Annotated in this window: 16 protein-coding genes and 1 tRNA gene; 4 read left to right on the forward strand and 13 right to left on the reverse strand. The window is 57.2% G+C overall.

Annotated elements, in window-relative coordinates; genetic code table 11:
• From ACTF58_RS10395 to ACTF58_RS10405, 3 genes are all read right to left on the reverse strand, one after another.
• On the reverse strand, positions 1 to 154 hold a 154-nt coding region (locus tag ACTF58_RS10395), incomplete at its 3' end, for a DUF6538 domain-containing protein (protein ID WP_438991949.1).
• A gap of 61 nt (positions 155 to 215) precedes the next feature.
• Positions 216 to 291 (reverse strand) — tRNA-Thr (locus ACTF58_RS10400).
• 40 nt (positions 292 to 331) lie between these two features.
• Positions 332 to 1,993, reverse strand: a complete 1,662-nt coding sequence (locus ACTF58_RS10405) for an ABC transporter permease (RefSeq protein ID WP_438991906.1) — start codon at positions 1,991 to 1,993, stop codon at positions 332 to 334.
• A 124-nt stretch (positions 1,994 to 2,117) separates the two neighbouring features.
• Between ACTF58_RS10405 and ACTF58_RS10410 the strand changes: the two genes are divergently transcribed.
• Positions 2,118 to 2,993, forward strand: a complete 876-nt coding sequence (locus tag ACTF58_RS10410) for a hypothetical protein (protein WP_438991907.1) — start codon at positions 2,118 to 2,120, stop codon at positions 2,991 to 2,993.
• 16 nt (positions 2,994 to 3,009) lie between these two features.
• Here the strand turns inward: ACTF58_RS10410 and ACTF58_RS10415 are convergent, their stop codons facing one another.
• Positions 3,010 to 3,267 carry a DUF2312 domain-containing protein gene (locus tag ACTF58_RS10415; protein WP_298805110.1) on the reverse strand — a complete coding sequence of 86 codons (258 nt, stop codon included), beginning with the start codon at positions 3,265 to 3,267 and terminating at the stop codon, positions 3,010 to 3,012.
• Between the two features lie 132 nt (positions 3,268 to 3,399).
• Between ACTF58_RS10415 and ACTF58_RS10420 the strand changes: the two genes are divergently transcribed.
• Entirely contained in the window at positions 3,400 to 3,615 is a 216-nt protein-coding gene (locus ACTF58_RS10420) for a hypothetical protein (RefSeq protein ID WP_438991908.1), read from the forward strand.
• An 8-nt stretch (positions 3,616 to 3,623) separates the two neighbouring features.
• On the opposite strand, the gene ACTF58_RS10425 is transcribed toward ACTF58_RS10420, so the two are convergent.
• The 4 genes from ACTF58_RS10425 to ACTF58_RS10440 all read right to left on the reverse strand — a co-directional run bounded on the left by ACTF58_RS10425 (position 3,624) and on the right by ACTF58_RS10440 (position 5,845).
• Positions 3,624 to 4,034 carry a TIGR01244 family sulfur transferase gene (locus ACTF58_RS10425; RefSeq protein ID WP_438991909.1) on the reverse strand — a complete coding sequence of 137 codons (411 nt, stop codon included), beginning with the start codon at positions 4,032 to 4,034 and terminating at the stop codon, positions 3,624 to 3,626.
• An 11-nt stretch (positions 4,035 to 4,045) separates the two neighbouring features.
• Positions 4,046 to 4,474: a DUF6691 family protein gene (locus ACTF58_RS10430; protein WP_438991910.1), complete on the reverse strand. Its 429-nt coding sequence runs from the start codon at positions 4,472 to 4,474 to the stop codon at positions 4,046 to 4,048.
• Positions 4,474 to 4,899 (reverse strand): YeeE/YedE family protein, encoded by a 426-nt coding sequence (locus tag ACTF58_RS10435; protein ID WP_438991911.1) that lies wholly within the window; start codon positions 4,897 to 4,899, stop codon positions 4,474 to 4,476. Before ACTF58_RS10435 ends, ACTF58_RS10430 begins: the two co-directional genes overlap by 1 nt.
• 82 nt (positions 4,900 to 4,981) lie before the next feature.
• Entirely contained in the window at positions 4,982 to 5,845 is an 864-nt protein-coding gene (locus ACTF58_RS10440) for an MBL fold metallo-hydrolase (protein WP_438991912.1), read from the reverse strand.
• Positions 5,846 to 6,006: 161 nt separating this feature from the next.
• On the opposite strand from ACTF58_RS10440, the gene ACTF58_RS10445 reads away from it, so the two are divergent.
• Positions 6,007 to 8,112 carry an enoyl-CoA hydratase-related protein gene (locus ACTF58_RS10445; RefSeq protein ID WP_438991913.1) on the forward strand — a complete coding sequence of 702 codons (2,106 nt, stop codon included), beginning with the start codon at positions 6,007 to 6,009 and terminating at the stop codon, positions 8,110 to 8,112.
• Here the strand turns inward: ACTF58_RS10445 and ACTF58_RS10450 are convergent.
• The 5 genes from ACTF58_RS10450 to ACTF58_RS10470 form a co-directional block, all read right to left on the reverse strand.
• Positions 8,098 to 9,222, reverse strand: a complete 1,125-nt coding sequence (locus ACTF58_RS10450) for a FliM/FliN family flagellar motor switch protein (protein WP_438991914.1) — start codon at positions 9,220 to 9,222, stop codon at positions 8,098 to 8,100. The genes ACTF58_RS10445 and ACTF58_RS10450 overlap by 15 nt on opposite strands.
• Positions 9,223 to 9,308: 86 nt before the next feature.
• Positions 9,309 to 11,996, reverse strand: coding sequence for an ATP-binding protein (locus tag ACTF58_RS10455; protein ID WP_438991915.1), 2,688 nt, complete (start codon positions 11,994 to 11,996; stop codon positions 9,309 to 9,311).
• On the reverse strand, positions 11,993 to 12,289 hold the full coding sequence (locus tag ACTF58_RS10460) for a DUF6611 family protein (RefSeq protein ID WP_438991916.1): 297 nt from the start codon (positions 12,287 to 12,289) through the stop codon (positions 11,993 to 11,995). The genes ACTF58_RS10455 and ACTF58_RS10460 overlap by 4 nt, the downstream gene beginning before the upstream one ends.
• Entirely contained in the window at positions 12,286 to 12,654 is a 369-nt protein-coding gene (locus tag ACTF58_RS10465) for a response regulator transcription factor (RefSeq protein ID WP_438991917.1), read from the reverse strand. The genes ACTF58_RS10460 and ACTF58_RS10465 overlap by 4 nt, the downstream gene beginning before the upstream one ends.
• A gap of 113 nt (positions 12,655 to 12,767) precedes the next feature.
• On the reverse strand, positions 12,768 to 14,084 hold the full coding sequence (locus ACTF58_RS10470; protein ID WP_438991918.1) for a helix-turn-helix domain-containing protein: 1,317 nt from the start codon (positions 14,082 to 14,084) through the stop codon (positions 12,768 to 12,770).
• A gap of 218 nt (positions 14,085 to 14,302) precedes the next feature.
• Between ACTF58_RS10470 and ACTF58_RS10475 the strand changes: the two genes are divergently transcribed.
• The coding region (locus ACTF58_RS10475; RefSeq protein ID WP_438991919.1) for an ABC transporter substrate-binding protein at positions 14,303 to 14,881 on the forward strand (579 nt) is incomplete at its 3' end.

Below are 14,881 nucleotides of genomic sequence, written 5' to 3' on the forward strand. Positions count from 1 at the left end.
CCCTAACACGGGCATCCCTGACGGACTTAGTCCTTAGCGAGTAAGCAATCCTACCCGTCCGATAATGCCTGCGTAAATCAGCGGGCACTCTACGGGAGAAATACCAGATTCCATCCTTTTGGAACGTATAGCTATTAGATTTGGTTGCCAGCATGGTCTACGGCTCACTCGATCAGTCGAATTAGTGAGGTATTACAATGCTTTGGGTGATTTGATGGTGCCCCCACACGGACTCGAACCGCGGACCTATTGATTACAAATCAATTGCTCTACCAGCTGAGCTATAGGGGCACTGCGGGGGGATTTAAGGCAGGATTCTCGCCTGTGCAAGCTAAAAATTCGTCCTATTTGCACGGGCAAGCAAGATCACTGCAAAAAGGCTGACAACAATGATAAAAATAGCCGCTGGGGCGGCGTCAGAAAGGTTCTCCAAGCTGGCCTGATCATGCACACGCGTGGCAAGTGTGTCATAATTAAAAGGTCGCAACAGCAAAGTGGCAGGCAGCTCTTTCACGCAATCCACAAACACCAGGAGCAAAGCAGAGCCGACAGAGCCTTTGATCAGCGGCATATAAATTTCTGTCAGAACTTGCCCCTGACGCCGCCCTAAAGAGCGTGCTGCCATAGAAAGCGAGGGCGCGACACGCTCAAGCGCCGCATCAGCGGCCCCCTGCCCGATCGCAAAGAATCTTACAAAATAAGCCAGCACGAGCGCAAAAGAGGACCCCGTCAGAATCAATCCAGGATCAAAGCCTGTGACCCCGAGCACAAAATCGGCCATGGCATTGTCGAGTGTTGCCAGAGGCAGCAGGATACCGACCGCCAGAACCGCACCAGGAGCGGCATAGCCAATGGTGGTGATCGGCTGCAAAAGCCTTGGCAGAGTGCGCCCAGACAGCCGCACGCCATACACCAACAAAAGCCCGCCTGTCACGGTGAGAAAGGCAGCCAGAGAGCCGACGACAACCGTATTCCAAGCGGCTTTATAGAGCGCAGGCTCGGCCCAAAGCTCAGCGCGTTCCAGCGCATGGCTCAGAATCGTGCCTGCAGGGATCAGAAACCCAACCGCAAATGGAAAAGCGCAGCCCAATGAGGCCAAAACGGCCCAACCGCCGCGCAAACGCTTGCGCGAGATCGGCCTATGGCGCCCCCCTTGGTTAAAAAAGCGCGCCTTGCGCCGCGAGATTTTCTCCAGCGTCACCAGAAATATAACCAAGATCAGAACAACACACGCAATCTGTGCCGCGCCGCCTGCATTATTGCCCTCAAGCCAGGTGCTAAAAATACCAGTCGTCAGGGTCTGCACCGCGAAATAGTCGACCGTTCCGAAGTCGTTGACCGCCTCCATCATAACAATGGCCGTGCCCGCCGCCACAGCAGGCCGCGCCAGAGGCAGGCCAATGCGTCTCAGCCGCTGCAAAGCGCTCTGCCCCAGTGACATAGCCACCTCCTCGCTTGCACCTGACTGTTCATGAAAGGCCGCACGGGCAAGCAAATAAACATAAGGATAGAGCGCAGCCGCAAGCACAATAATCGCTGATCCAAGCGAACGTATTTCAGGAAACCAATAGTCTTGTGCAGATTGCCAGCCAAACGCCGCGCGCAAAGCCGTCTGCACAGGCCCCGCATATTCCAAAAGGTCGACAAGCGCATAGGCCCCCACATAGGCTGGCACAGCCAAAGGCAGGAGCAACAGCCACTCAAACCAACGCGCCAAAGGAAACTCATACCGCGCAATCAGCCATGCTGCCCCCGTGCCAACCAGCGCTGCCAAAAGCCCAACACCCGCCATCAGAACGAGCGTCGTGCCCAGATAGCGCGGCAATGTTGTGGCAAGAAGATGTGGCCAGATGTTCTCGCTCGGGAAAAGCGCCAGCGTGCCCACAGCGACAATCGGCGCGAGCACAATCAAAGAGATCAGCAGAGCAACAAGAGACCAGGGATCAGGCCAAAGGCGTGACCTCGATTTTGAAGGAGAAAGCGCTTTTTTCATATCCCTGCTCATGCCCGATTGATGTTTAACTGTCCAGAAAAGACCGTATATTCGCCATAAACCTGCGCTAAAACCACAGGCAATAGGCAAGTCAAAAGACCAAATAAAAAGACAAGAGGCAGATATGCAAATCGTGTTTCACGCTGGTGCGCACAACACCGATGAAGATCGCATTCTCAAATGCCTGCTCAAAAACCGTGCCGACTTCTCAAATCTCGGCGTCAATGTTCCCCCGCCGGGGCGCTATCGAAAGCTCTTGCACCAAACGCTTCTGGCGATGTCAGACACCGCGCCAAGCCCCGAGGCGCGCGATATTCTCCTCGAAACAATCGTCGAAGACGAGCCTTGCGAGCGTCTTTTATTGTCCAACGAGAGCTTTTTCTGCGTGCCCAATATGGCGCTGCGCGGCGGACAGTTTTATGACAAAGGCCACGAGCGCGTCCAGCTCCTGTCACAGCTCTTCAAAGGCGATGAAATCGAGATATTTCTCAGCATTTGCAACCCAGCAACCTACCTGCCCGCGCAATTTCGTCGCACAAAATATGACAATTTCAATGATATGACCTTCGGAGCAGACCCATATGATCTGCGCTGGTCCGACCTGATCTACCGGATCCGGGAAAACAACCCGAATGTCTCGCTCACGGTCTGGTGCAATGAAGACACGCCCCTCATCTGGGCACAAGTCATCCGCGAACTTGCAGGCATCAATCCCAACGAAAAAATCAAAGGCGGTTTTGATCTCATATCCGAAATCATGACCGCTGAGGGCATGAAGCGTTTTCGTGCCTACCTTGCCGACCATGTCGACCTGTCAGAAATACAAAAACGCCGCGTGATATCGGCGTTTCTGGATAAGTTTGGCCGCGACGACATGATCGAGGAAGAGCTCGACTTGCTGGGCTGGACCGACACGCTGGTGCAAGACTTAAGTGAACTCTATGACGAAGATGTTTTTGAAATCAGCCGCATTCCGGGCGTGAACTTCATTACGCCCTGAAATCCAGCCAAAGCCCTTACATCCCAAGGGCTTCTTTATACATTTCAAGCATTGCCTCTTCTTCGGCAATGTCATCTGCGTCGCGTTTGCGCAGTGCAACAACTTTGCGCAGAACTTTGGTGTCATAGCCGCGTGCCTTGGCCTCGGCCATCACTTCCTTTTGTTGCTCCGCGATGTCTTTTTTCTCTGCCTCAAGCCGCTCAAAGCGCTCGATAAACTGTCGCAGCTCGTCTGCGGTCACACGGTAAGTCGATGGGGTTGAAGTGTCGTCCATAGCGCGCTCTCCAGTCTGGCTTTGCTCTCTTTAAGCCGCCTTGCTAGCGCCCTGCCGCCCGCCCTGCAAGGTCTTTCCCTTGCCGTGCGCGCATTCATGCGCTAGGCGCTCTTCCAAGAAAAGGAGTGCTCCATGGAATACCTCGTTTACACAGGCGCAGCCCTGACCCTCTTAGGCCTCGTGGGCCTCATCTGGTCGATTGTCAAAGTGAATGCCGCCCGCCGCGAGGCCCTCTCTGACGAGGCCCTGCGCGCCCGTGTTCAGGCGGTCTTGCCATGGAACTTGGGCGCATTGGGCGTGTCGGCTTTGGGTCTTGGTTGCGTGATCGCGGGCGTGCTTCTGGCCTGATTTTTGCCCTATCCCAGCATCGGGCGCAGCTGACTGAGATCATACCCCGCTTGTGCCGCCGCATCGATAATCTCGCTGGCCGGCATTTTGCCCGCTTGGCCAAGCGCCCAAACCACAGAGCTGCGATTGCCCGAGGCGCAATAGGCCAGAACCTTGCCCTCGGCCGCCTCAAGGATCGCGCTTTGACGTTCTGAATTCGCGGTTTCCAACAGGCTCTGATGCACCAGCGGAAGAAAATGAAACGCCAGCCCCGCTGCCTCCGCAGCCGTCTTCATCACATCGTGATGAAGCTCAGGCCCGATCTCGCTGTCTGGCCGGTTGCAGATCACATCCGTGAAACCATGCTCCGCCAGTTGCACCATCGCGTCCGGCAAAATTTGCGGCGAAACAAAGTAATTTTCGGTCAAGGGACGAACCATGTCAGGCTCCTTTAGTTAACAATCGGGCGCTGAAAGGCGCGTAATAGATAAGGCGTAAGCCACATCCCCAAAAGCATGGCAACAAAAAACACCCAGTGAAAAACGCCGCCATAGCCAAGAGAGGCAATCGCAGGCCCGGGACACAGACCCGCAAGGCCCCACCCCGCGCCAAACAAGACCGAGCCAATCGCCAAACGGCGATCAATCTCAACAGGCGGTTGCGGAGGGAACTGCCCCGCCGTCACAGGACGCCGCCCCTTGGTCAACCGCCAGGCAAAAAACATCGGCACAATCGCGCCGCCCAATACAAAGGCCAAAGTCGGGTTCCAATCGCCAAAGATATCAAGCCAGCCTTGCACCTTACTGGTATCGGTCATGCCGGAGATAAACAGACCTGCCCCAAACAGCGCGCCAGACAAAAGAGAAAAAACAGACCGCATCAAATCACCTCCCAAATATGGCGAAAGACCAGAACAGTCAGCCCGCCTGCCAGAAGATAAAACACCGTTGCCATGATCCCGCGCATCGAAAGCCGCGAAATCCCGCAAACGCCATGCCCCGAGGTGCAGCCATTGGCAACACGCGTGCCAACCCCGACAAGAAGCCCCGCCACGACGAGCACAACAGCACTCTGGCTGATATGTGTGTCGACTTCTGCAAACAGCGGATAGAGCACCAAAGGCATCAGAAATGTGCCCGCCAAAAAGGCGAGCCGCTCGCGCCACTCGCTGCGCCCTGTGCCGTCGATCAAGCCGCCAAGAATGCCACTGGCGCCCATAATGCGCCCGTTGCCCCAAAGCAGCACAGCGCCACCCATCCCGATAAGAAGCCCGCCAGCGAGCCCCCAGAGCCAATCCGGTTCCATTCGCGTTTCCTTTTGTCCTATATAAGTCAGTTGTTCGTTAAGCCCGTTCGCATAGGCTGTCGGTTGTTTTGGTGTCGCCCGCTTATAGCTTGTTGACGGGGACTTTCAAAAACACATCCCCTGTCTCGTCCGCGGGCGGCATCTGCCCCGCCCGCATATTGACCTGCAAAGACGGGATAATCAGCTTTGGCATCGCCAACGTCGCGTCCCGCGCATCGCGCATCTTCACAAACTCGCTTTTTGAGCGCCCTTCACCCACGTGAATATTGGCCGCCTTTTGCGCGCCCACAGTTGTCTCCCAAGCAAAATCGTCCCGCCCGGGTGCTTTATAATCGTGGCCAACAAAAATACGTGTCTCCTCTGGCAGGCTCAAAATTTTCTGCACAGACTCAAACAATATATCCGAAGACCCGCCCGGAAAGTCGCAACGCGCCGTGCCAAAGTCGGGCATAAACAGCGTATCGCCCACAAAGGCCGCATCCCCGACCACATAGGTCAAGCACGCAGGCGTATGGCCGGGTGTGTGCAAGACATCGCCGCGCATCTGCCCGATCTGGAAGCTGTCCCCCTCCTGAAACAGCTTGTCAAACTGGCTGCCATCCCGCTGAAACTCGGTGCCCTCGTTGAAAACTTTGCCAAAAGTATCCTGCACAGTCACGATCTGGGCGCCAATCCCGATCTTGCCGCCGACCCGCTCCTGCAAATAGGGCGCTGCCGAAAGGTGGTCCGCGTGCACATGGCTCTCCAGCAGCCACTCAACCTTGAGGCCTTCTTTCTCGACATGGGCAATCACAGCATCCGCAGAGCGCGTATCTGTGCGGCCCGACGCATAGTCAAAATCCAAAACAGAATCGATGATCGCACAGGCGCTCCCGCTGGGGTCTTTCACCACATAAGAAATTGTGTTGGTCGCATCATCAAAAAAACCTGTTACATCGGCTATCATCTGGCTCTCCTTGGCAGTATCTGACCTTTGAAGCACTATATATTCTAATTTCGATATATGTCAAACCCTCCGCGCGCAACCTCGGCCTTTTCTGTCCCCAAAGGTTGCAAAGGCGCGGTGCGAACGGCAAACTCCCCTCAGCCAAGGAACGGATTTTTGTTGTGACACGCCCCCCAAGCGCCTTTTTATCATCCAATACAGGCAATCGCATCGCCGTTATTACGCTGTCGCGCCCTCCTTTGGGTAAACTGCCCCAAGAGTTACGCGCCGAGCTTTACAACACACTCTCTGACAGCTTCGACACCCCGGAAATTGACGCAATTGTGATCGCAGGCAATGATGACGGGTTCAATCTCGACCTGCCCTTGGCCGAAAGACAGCTCGGCGAAAGCGCCCCCACCCTTGAGGCGATCACAGACCTCATCAGCACGGCCCCAAAGCCCGTTGTTGCCGCCTTGCGCGGCCGTATCTCTGATGCCGGCGCAGAACTTGCGCTCGCCGCACAGGGCCGTATCGGTCACCGCGCCAGCCATATCAGTCTTCCAAGCCTGCGCGCAGGCCAGCTCCCCTGCGCCGCCGCCTGCTATACCCTTGCCGCAACGCTTGGCCCCCAGAGCACCATAAGACTTCTGGAAACTCTGGCGGATATTTCCGTCACCCTACCACAGCTTGCGCCCCTATTTGATAAAGTGGTCGGGCAGAACGTGGTCGGCGAAGCTGCAGGCTTGGCCCAGAGCCTTTTCAAATCTGGACCAAACTCGGCATCAAACGCGCCCGCATTCGCTCCGTCCACGCGCTATCAATCCGAGTTGGAAGCCCTGCGCAGCAAAAACCATTTGGCTCTGCAACCCGAAAAAGCAGCGGCAATCGCCGTGCTAGAAGCCGCGCGCCTGTTGCCCAAAGAGGCCGCTCTTTTGTTTGCCCGCGCCCAGAGCGCAGATCTCGCCGAGAGCCCCAAAGCCAAAAGCAAAACCTATAAACGCGCCGCGCGGCTTGCCAGCCTGCACCACCTCCCCGAAAGCAGCCCCCCCGCGAGCCTCTCACTTGTCGGCACAGGTAAACAGGCCTTAACCCTGACGCTCATGGCCCTTCAGGCCAACCTGCCCGTCAAGGTTCTCGCCTTGAGCGAAGGTGCCTTTGAGGCTTTTCAAAAAACGGTCAGACGCGAACTCGACAGCCGCGTCACGCGGCGCATTCTTCCAATCTCTCAAGCAAACAAAACGCTTTCCCTTCTGAGCGAGCTTCCCGATTTCGCCAGCTTGAACACCGCCGAGTGCATCATGGAGTGCGCCCCCCAACCCGCCACTCGGAGCCTAGCAAGCCTTCATGACTTGCTCGCTCAAGTCAAAACGCATTCCTCTGCAAACAGCCTTCTTTTCCTGACATCTGCGGTGCGCAGCGGTGCAGCAGAGTTTCTCGGTCAGATGACCGCGAAAACAGCCGCGTTGCAAATTCATCCCGATATCGGCGGCGGCAACTTGGCCGAAATTGCACTCGCACCAGACTATGCAGCCTCACAAGCGCATCAAGCCCCCATGCACGCCGCCCTCAAGCGCCTTGGCGTCCCTGCCCTGTTTCAAACAGCCCAAAACGGCCTTGCCTCCTCGCGCCTGTTTACAGCCTTCTGTCTTGCGGCCGAGGAAGCCGTCGCCCAAGGCGCGAGCCCGGAGACGGTTGATCAGGCCCAACTGAGCCGCGTCAAGCCATTCGCGGCCCAAGACGCCGAGGGCCACAGGGCGCAGCCCTTCAGGCTTCACGCGTTTTTTGAAGACAGCCTGAAAAGCCGCGCTCCAGGCCTCAACGCGGCGTTTCTCCAAACAGGTCTTGACGGCGGCAAAGGCACCTCTGCCTTTGAAGCCGATAAAATTTCTCTAAAAAACGAAGCAAAAATAGCCGTTGAACAATGGCGCAGGCACATCAACCAGACAGGATATGATCCAACCGCAGCCGCGCCTTCCACAGACGATATCCGCTTTCTTACCACAGCCGCGCTCTATGTTGAGGGAGAAAGATTGCTCAAAGCCGGTATCGTTGCGACGCCTTGGGAGATCGACCAGCTCACGAGTGCAACACTCGGGCTTGCTCCGCAAGCTGCAGGCCCTTTCTTCGATGTGGCGTCTATGGGGCTTGCAAGCTTTTTGGCCCGCCTAAAACGCATAAAACCCCTGCGACCAGAATTTTTCACTGCAGCCCCCCGTTTGAGCGATATGATCAAACACGGCGAGACATTTGCCAAACCGGGCCAAGGCGCATCACCCCACTTGTGACAGATCTTCCGGCAGCTCGGTGAATGGCGCGGGGCTGTCGGGCGCCTCAAATCCCGTTTCAAAACCCGCCAAATCGCTCAAATCGGGCAAATCATCCACAGTGATCGGCTGCATCGTCGCACCCGCCTCTGCACTGGCATAGGGCTGCTCCAGCTCGTCTTCTTTGAGCCAAACATCCTCTTGCCCCATAGGTTCAAAAGGGCCTTTGACGACAGTGCGCGCACCAAATTGCAACTTAAGCGCGCGCATTCCATCTTGTTTTCCAAGTTTGCATGGCCCCAAACTGGCCCCTCCGCCCCCAACGTCAAGCTCAACACGCGCCAAAGCGCCAGCTCCAAAATGCAAATGATCTCCTACACTTAAAGCCGAAAGCTCGCCTAAAGTCATGCGCCGACGATGAATAACAGCCCGCACCACCGCGCGCGCCTCCATCAAAGCGCCGTCCCGAAGCCTGCGCCCCTCGGCTTCGTCATAGGCCTCCGAACTGCCCGTGCGCGCCGCAGCCGACACGAGAGGCTCGGGTCGCAGAACAGGCAAACACAACACAATGCCGCCGCGCTTGACCCCGCTTTCAAGCTCAAGATCGGCCCGCAAAACCCGATAATCCGCAGCTTCCAGCATCAGACCCAAATGCCGTTTGCTCTCGATTCGCGCACCAAAGCCAAAGCCCTCGGTCAGCGCAGCCGAAGTCCCCTTCAGATCCTCGCTCATCGCGCTCAGAACCTGCGTGATATAGGGCGCAATCAAGGCCGCATCCGTCGCAGTGGCAGCACGGTTAGAGCTGGCGCGCTCGCTCACACGCCCAATCGTTTGCTTTTCCACGAATCCGTTCACCAAGGGCAAGTCGATCCCAACAACTCCCAAAGCACCCTTCGGACCATCCAGCAAAATATAGAGCATATCCGCATCCATATTGCGCAACAGAGCCTCTTGCCCAAGCTGCTCGTCCTGAACATCAGACACACTCAAAGCCAGCTCAAACAAGGTTTCCGCAGATCGTAACAAAGCAATGCGCATCGCCCGCGCAGGCGTCATCACGCGTGCGCGCTGCTCTTCGCGCCCTGCCTGCGCTTTTCGGCGCAATACGTCATGTTCACTGGTTTCGCCCATAGCCTCCGCCGCCATTCTTTGCGGTGTATAAGCTCTTGGTTTAGCTGCAATCCGTTACCATCTTCTTAGCAAAGCCGTTTATTCGCTCAAGCTCCCGCAGCCGCGACCAAGGGCAAAGAGACCCGAAACGCCGTGCCGCCTTGTCCGGGCAAATAGCTGATCGTGCCGCCCAGACGCTCCATAACCTCACGACAAATCGCCAGCCCAAGCCCCGCTCCGCTCTCGCGATCATCCCCAAGGCGCGAGAATTTCTCAAAAATAACCCGCTGGTCGTCACGCGAAATACCGCGTCCGTTGTCCACAAAGTCGATATTCAGGCGCCCGTCCTTGGCCCGCACAATTATTTTAAGGGTCGGGGCAGGAGCGGCACAGTATTTTTGTGCATTCGCAATCAGATTGATAAAGACTTGGCTGAGACGGTCCGTATCCGTTGTCAGAAGGATATGTTCGCGTTCGCGCCGCCGCACAATCAGCAGCTTGCCTGCAAGCCCCACAGCCGAAATCGCACGGTCCAGCACACCCTCAAGCGGTGCTTCCTCTATATTCATCGAAACCTGCCCGTTTTCCAAAACGCTAAGGTCCAAGAGGTCGTCCAAAAGGCGCGTCAGCCGGACCGACTCACTGTTGATGATCGAACTATATTTGCCCTGCTCCTCACGGCTCAGCCCCTCCCCATCCCTTAGAATTTCCGAAAACGCTCTGATGGATGTCATCGGCGTGCGCAGCTCATGGCTGATCTGGCTGAGAAAGGCGTCCTTTTGATGCGACAACTCGGTCAGCTTTTCATTGGCCTCTCGAAGCTGGCGCGCGGTGCGTGTCAGCTCCTCTGATTGGGCTTCAAGCTGGCTTGAATATTCCATGATCTGTGCCGCCTCATCGGCCACAGCAATCAGATCGTCCACAGACACAGCCGCGCCGCCCACAATCTGCCCGACCATCGCATGAGCCGTTGCCGCGCCCACAGAGCCTGACAGCTCGCGCTCAAGCTGGTTGAGAAACTCGGGCGTCGGCTCTGGCAAATAGCCCTCAAGCCCTTGTGCGCGGGCCACGCTTCGAAACAGGCCCTGTGCTTGCGTCGCGCCAATGATCCGCTGCGCCATAAGCAAAAGGTCTTCGCTTTGCGCCATACCACCCCGCCAGCGCTGGCCGCGGGTCGAGTGGCGAAATACATCCACAATCTGCGCGCCCTGCAAGCGCTCCAGCGGCGCAGGAAAGCTGACCAGAGACGCCACAATAAAGGCAAGCGTATTGAGACTGAGACTCCAGAACACAGCATGAACCAACGGGTCCAGCCCCTCAAAGCCAAACAAAGCCTCAGGCCTGAGCGCCCCGATTCCCCAAGGCCCGTCTGACAAGACAGAGGCCGAAAGCGCCGCATCAGGGCCAAAGCTTGGCAAAAACATGGTCCAAAGCCATATCGTAAAGCCGACCAACAAGCCTGAGACAGCACCACTGCGGGTGGCACCGCGCCAAAACAACCCGCCCAAAAGGGCTGGCAAAAACTGCGCAACCCCCGCAAATGAGATCAGCCCAATCGCCGCCAGCGCTGCCCCTCCGCCAGAAATGCGGTAATAGACATATCCCAAAAACACGACCCCAATGATCGAAAAGCGCCGCGACAGAAGCACCACATGGCGCAAATCCCCCGACATCAAGGCCCCGCCCCCCATGAGCCTAAGCCAGATCGGCACCACAATATGGTTGGAGACCATGGTCGAAAGCGCAATCGCCGCCACAATCACCATAGATGTTGCCGACGAAAACCCGCCCAAAAAGGACAGAACCGCAAGCCCCGTTTCCCCCGAGGTCAGCGGAATGGACAGAACATAAAGGTCAGGGTTTGTGCTTTCGGGCAGAATACTGCGGCCAACAACGGCAATCGGAACGATGAAAAGGCTGATGAGCAAAAGATAGCTCGGAAAGGCCCAGGCCGCAAACCGCAGGTGTCGCTCGTCATCGTTCTCCACCACCAGAACCTGAAACATCCGTGGCAGCGTCAAAAACGCCGCCGCCGAAAGCGCCGTCAGCGCGACCCAGCGAGACGGTTCGATCTCCCATGTGGCGATCTCGCTGGCCTCGATCTGGGCAATCACAGCGCTCACCCCTCCTCCAAGGCCCCAAACCACAAACACACCGACAGCCAAAAGCGCCAGAAGCTTGACCACCGCCTCCAAAGCGATCGCCATCACAACCCCGTGGTGGCGTTCGTTGACGTCCAGATTGCGGGTGCCGAATAGCACAGTGAACAGCGCCAGCCCCGTGGCGACCCAAAAGGCCGTGGCCTCAGAGTTTTCAAGCTTGCCCGCCGCCTCCGCTGGCCCTGCCGCCGCAAAGGCTGAAAAAGACAGCGTCACAGATTGCAACTGAAGCGCAATATAAGGCGTCGTCCCCGCGACAGCCATGAGTGTGATCATCACAGCAAGCGTGTTTGATTTGCCAAACCGGTTGGAAATAAGATCCGCAATAGAGGTGATCCGCTGTGCGCGACCCACCCGCACAAGCTTGCGCAAGACCCACCACCACCCCACCATAACAAGCGTCGGTCCGATATAGATCGTCAGATATTCAAGCCCCGAGCGCGCAGCAAAGCCAACCGCGCCATAAAACGTCCAAGCGGTGCAATAAATCGAAAGCGACAGCGTGTAGACAATCGGCGATTGAAGCCAGCGCCCCTGCCCGCGCTTGGCCGCCCGTTCGGCCATAAAGGCCACCAAAAACAACAGGGCCGCATAGCCCGCACAGACCAGTGCGAGAATATTGACCGAAGGGCTCAAAGCCGACGGCCCGTGTCGCTGCTCTCGGCGGGCGGCACAGATGTCTCTTGCGGGGTGTCCGCCTCATGCCGCAAACGGCGGCTCAACAGCGCCCCCCCAAAAATCATCACCACCCAAACCGAAAAAAGATATCCCATCGCGCCAACATTGCTTTTGCCCGTCCCCGTCCAGATAATGGGCAAAACAAAACAGATGACGCCCAAAATCGGCCAAAGCCTGATGGCATCAACGGTGCGCCGCTGGCGATAGGTGTCTTTGGGCAGAAAAAGCTGCCCCTCGCTCGGCTCTCTCACAGCCCTGCCAGCTCTCGCACCGCCGCAAGCACATCTGCGTTTGAAAACGGCTTGGTCATAAACCGGCTCGCGCCCAGCTCCATCGCAAGGTCACGATCTTTCGTTTGCCCCCGCGCAGTCAGCATCATGACAGGCGTCGCCCCAAGCGTCTTGTGGCTGCGAATATCGCGCAAAATATCAAAGCCGCTGCGCCCCGGCAGCATGACATCAAGCAAAATCAAGTCAGGCGCTTTGCTCTCCAGAGCGGCCAGCGCCGTATCGCCGTTAGAATGCGTATGCACCCCCCATCCATCCCGAGACAGAATAAAACTGATCGCCTCAATGATGTTCGGTTCATCTTCTACCAGAACCACGGTTTTCCCCATATGTTCGTCCCTCCCCTGACGCCCCCCACGCGGGTTATCGCAGGGGTAACGCCTTTATCACCACAAAACGCGCACCTGTCAAAAGCAGAACGCAAAACCTCGCGCTAAAAACGCTATAACGCGACCGAAACAATCGAGGGCTCGCGCCGCGCTGCACAGCTCTCACGCGGACAAATACGACAGCTCGCTCCGATCCGACGCCCCGCAGCCATGCCACCAGCCACAGCCTGCCCCTCGGGCATAGCGGGCGCAATCAGCATCGTTGCCTCCAAAAGAGGGTCCGCTCCGTAATCTGTGCTCAACACAGCCTGCGCCACCGCATAGGTTTCAAAAAGCGTTTCGCTCATACCGCCGCGCCCGGGCATCAAGACGCGCTGCGCCAAAGGCATCATCGGGCGGCTTAAAGCCTGAAACAGAGGCCAAAGCGGGCACAGCGCCCCGAACCGCGGGATCGAGAAGCCATCCGTTGGCTTGCGATAAAGCATGGTGCCCGACGCATCGCAGACGACAAGCCCGAAGCCATGCTCAGGCAGGGTCGCAAGACGGCGCATGACGCTGGCCAGATCTTGCCCAAGCAAGGTCGAGAGTCGCAAAGGGTCTGGTCCCTGCTGATCAATCGCCGCACGGATTGTCTCAAGCGGCATTTGCGCCGCATCTTCGCGGTAGCACTCAAGATATTTGCCCGCAATCGCCTGCGCACTGGACGACTTTATCTGCGCCGACCCGCTCAAATAGCTGGCCGCTGCGCCCGCACGGCCCTCTTCAAGCGCTGGAAAATGCCACCCATAAGCGCTCAAGAACCCCGCCACTTCCTCTTGCGGCGAGCCCACCTCGCTCTGCGTGTCGCTGGCTCCGTCCAGAAACCCGACCAAAGCCTGCGCACGGTCGGCAAGCCGCGCCGCGTCCTCGTTGATGTTGCGGTGAAAGCGGTCGCGCCACTCAGGTTCGATTTCGCGCGTGTCTGACAAAATAGACGCCGTGGAGCGGATCGCTGTCACCGTCGAGAGCACCTCATGCAGCGTTGCGGCCAGATGCGGATCATGGGTCAAGCGGTCGGTCAATGTCTCGACATTGCGCTCCAGCTCGTCAATCCGCCGCCCCGCACGGATCACCAAATTGGCCCAGCCGGGAAAGCGGTTGGCAAAATCGGCGCTCGACGTCACGCCGATCTCTTCCCCAAGCCGCGCCGCCACGTTCCCGAGCCGCGCAATCACTTCCTGCTCGGCCCCCTCGGCCAGCAGCGATGTGTCCACTTCAAGCCGAAGCGCGAGCGCTTGCAGGAGTTTCCCCCCGATTCTACGGCGGTTGTGCTCGATCAGATTAAGATAGGAGGGCGAAATTCCGACTTCGGCGGCCAAATCGGCCTGCCTCAAGCCCTGTGCAATCCGCCGCTCCCTGATCCGGCTGCCTGCAAGCGTGCGCGTCGCCATGACAATTCTCTCATAGTTTCAATGCGTTTCTGCACTGCAATATAAATAAATTTACAAAAACAGCAAATACTCTGTTCATTAATTTACAAAACTTTTGTTATGCTCAAATGCTTTGTTGCGTAATTTTCGGTCGCACAGGCATATTGTATTTGCACAAACGTGCCTGTGGGGAGGTGCAAGAGGAGGCTCTCCCCCAATTATCGTAACGGGAGGAATCTATGTCCACATCGAACTTTACACGTCGTGGCGTGCTTAAGACGAGTGCCTATCTGGGTGCTGGTGTTGCTATGCCAACGATCTTTACAGCGTCATCGGCCGCTGCTTACATGAACGAGCCAAAAGGCGGCACAGTCACACTTGGCTTTAACGTGCCCCAGTCTGGCCCCTACGCTGACGAAGGTGCCGACGAACTGCGCGCCTATGAGCTTGCGGTCGAGCACCTCAACGGTGGCGGCGACGGCGGCCTGCTGAACACATTCAGCTCCAAAGCCCTCAAAGGCAACGGCATCCTCGGCAAGAAAGTCGAATATGTCACAGGCGACACGCAGACAAAGTCTGACGCGGCCCGCGCCTCTGCCAAATCCATGATCGAAAAAGACGGCGCCGTGATGATCACGGGCGGCTCGTCTTCAGGTGTTGCTGTGGCTGTTCAAGCGCTCTGCCAGGAAGCAGGCGTTATCTTTATGGCCGGCCTGACGCACTCAAACGACACGACAGGTAAAGACCGCAAAGCCAACGGCTTCCGCCACTTCTTTAACTCCTATATGTCAGGCGCGGCTCTCGCGCCCGTGCTTCAA

The organism is Lentibacter sp. (assembly GCF_965657785.1).
Lineage (GTDB): Bacteria > Pseudomonadota > Alphaproteobacteria > Rhodobacterales > Rhodobacteraceae > Lentibacter.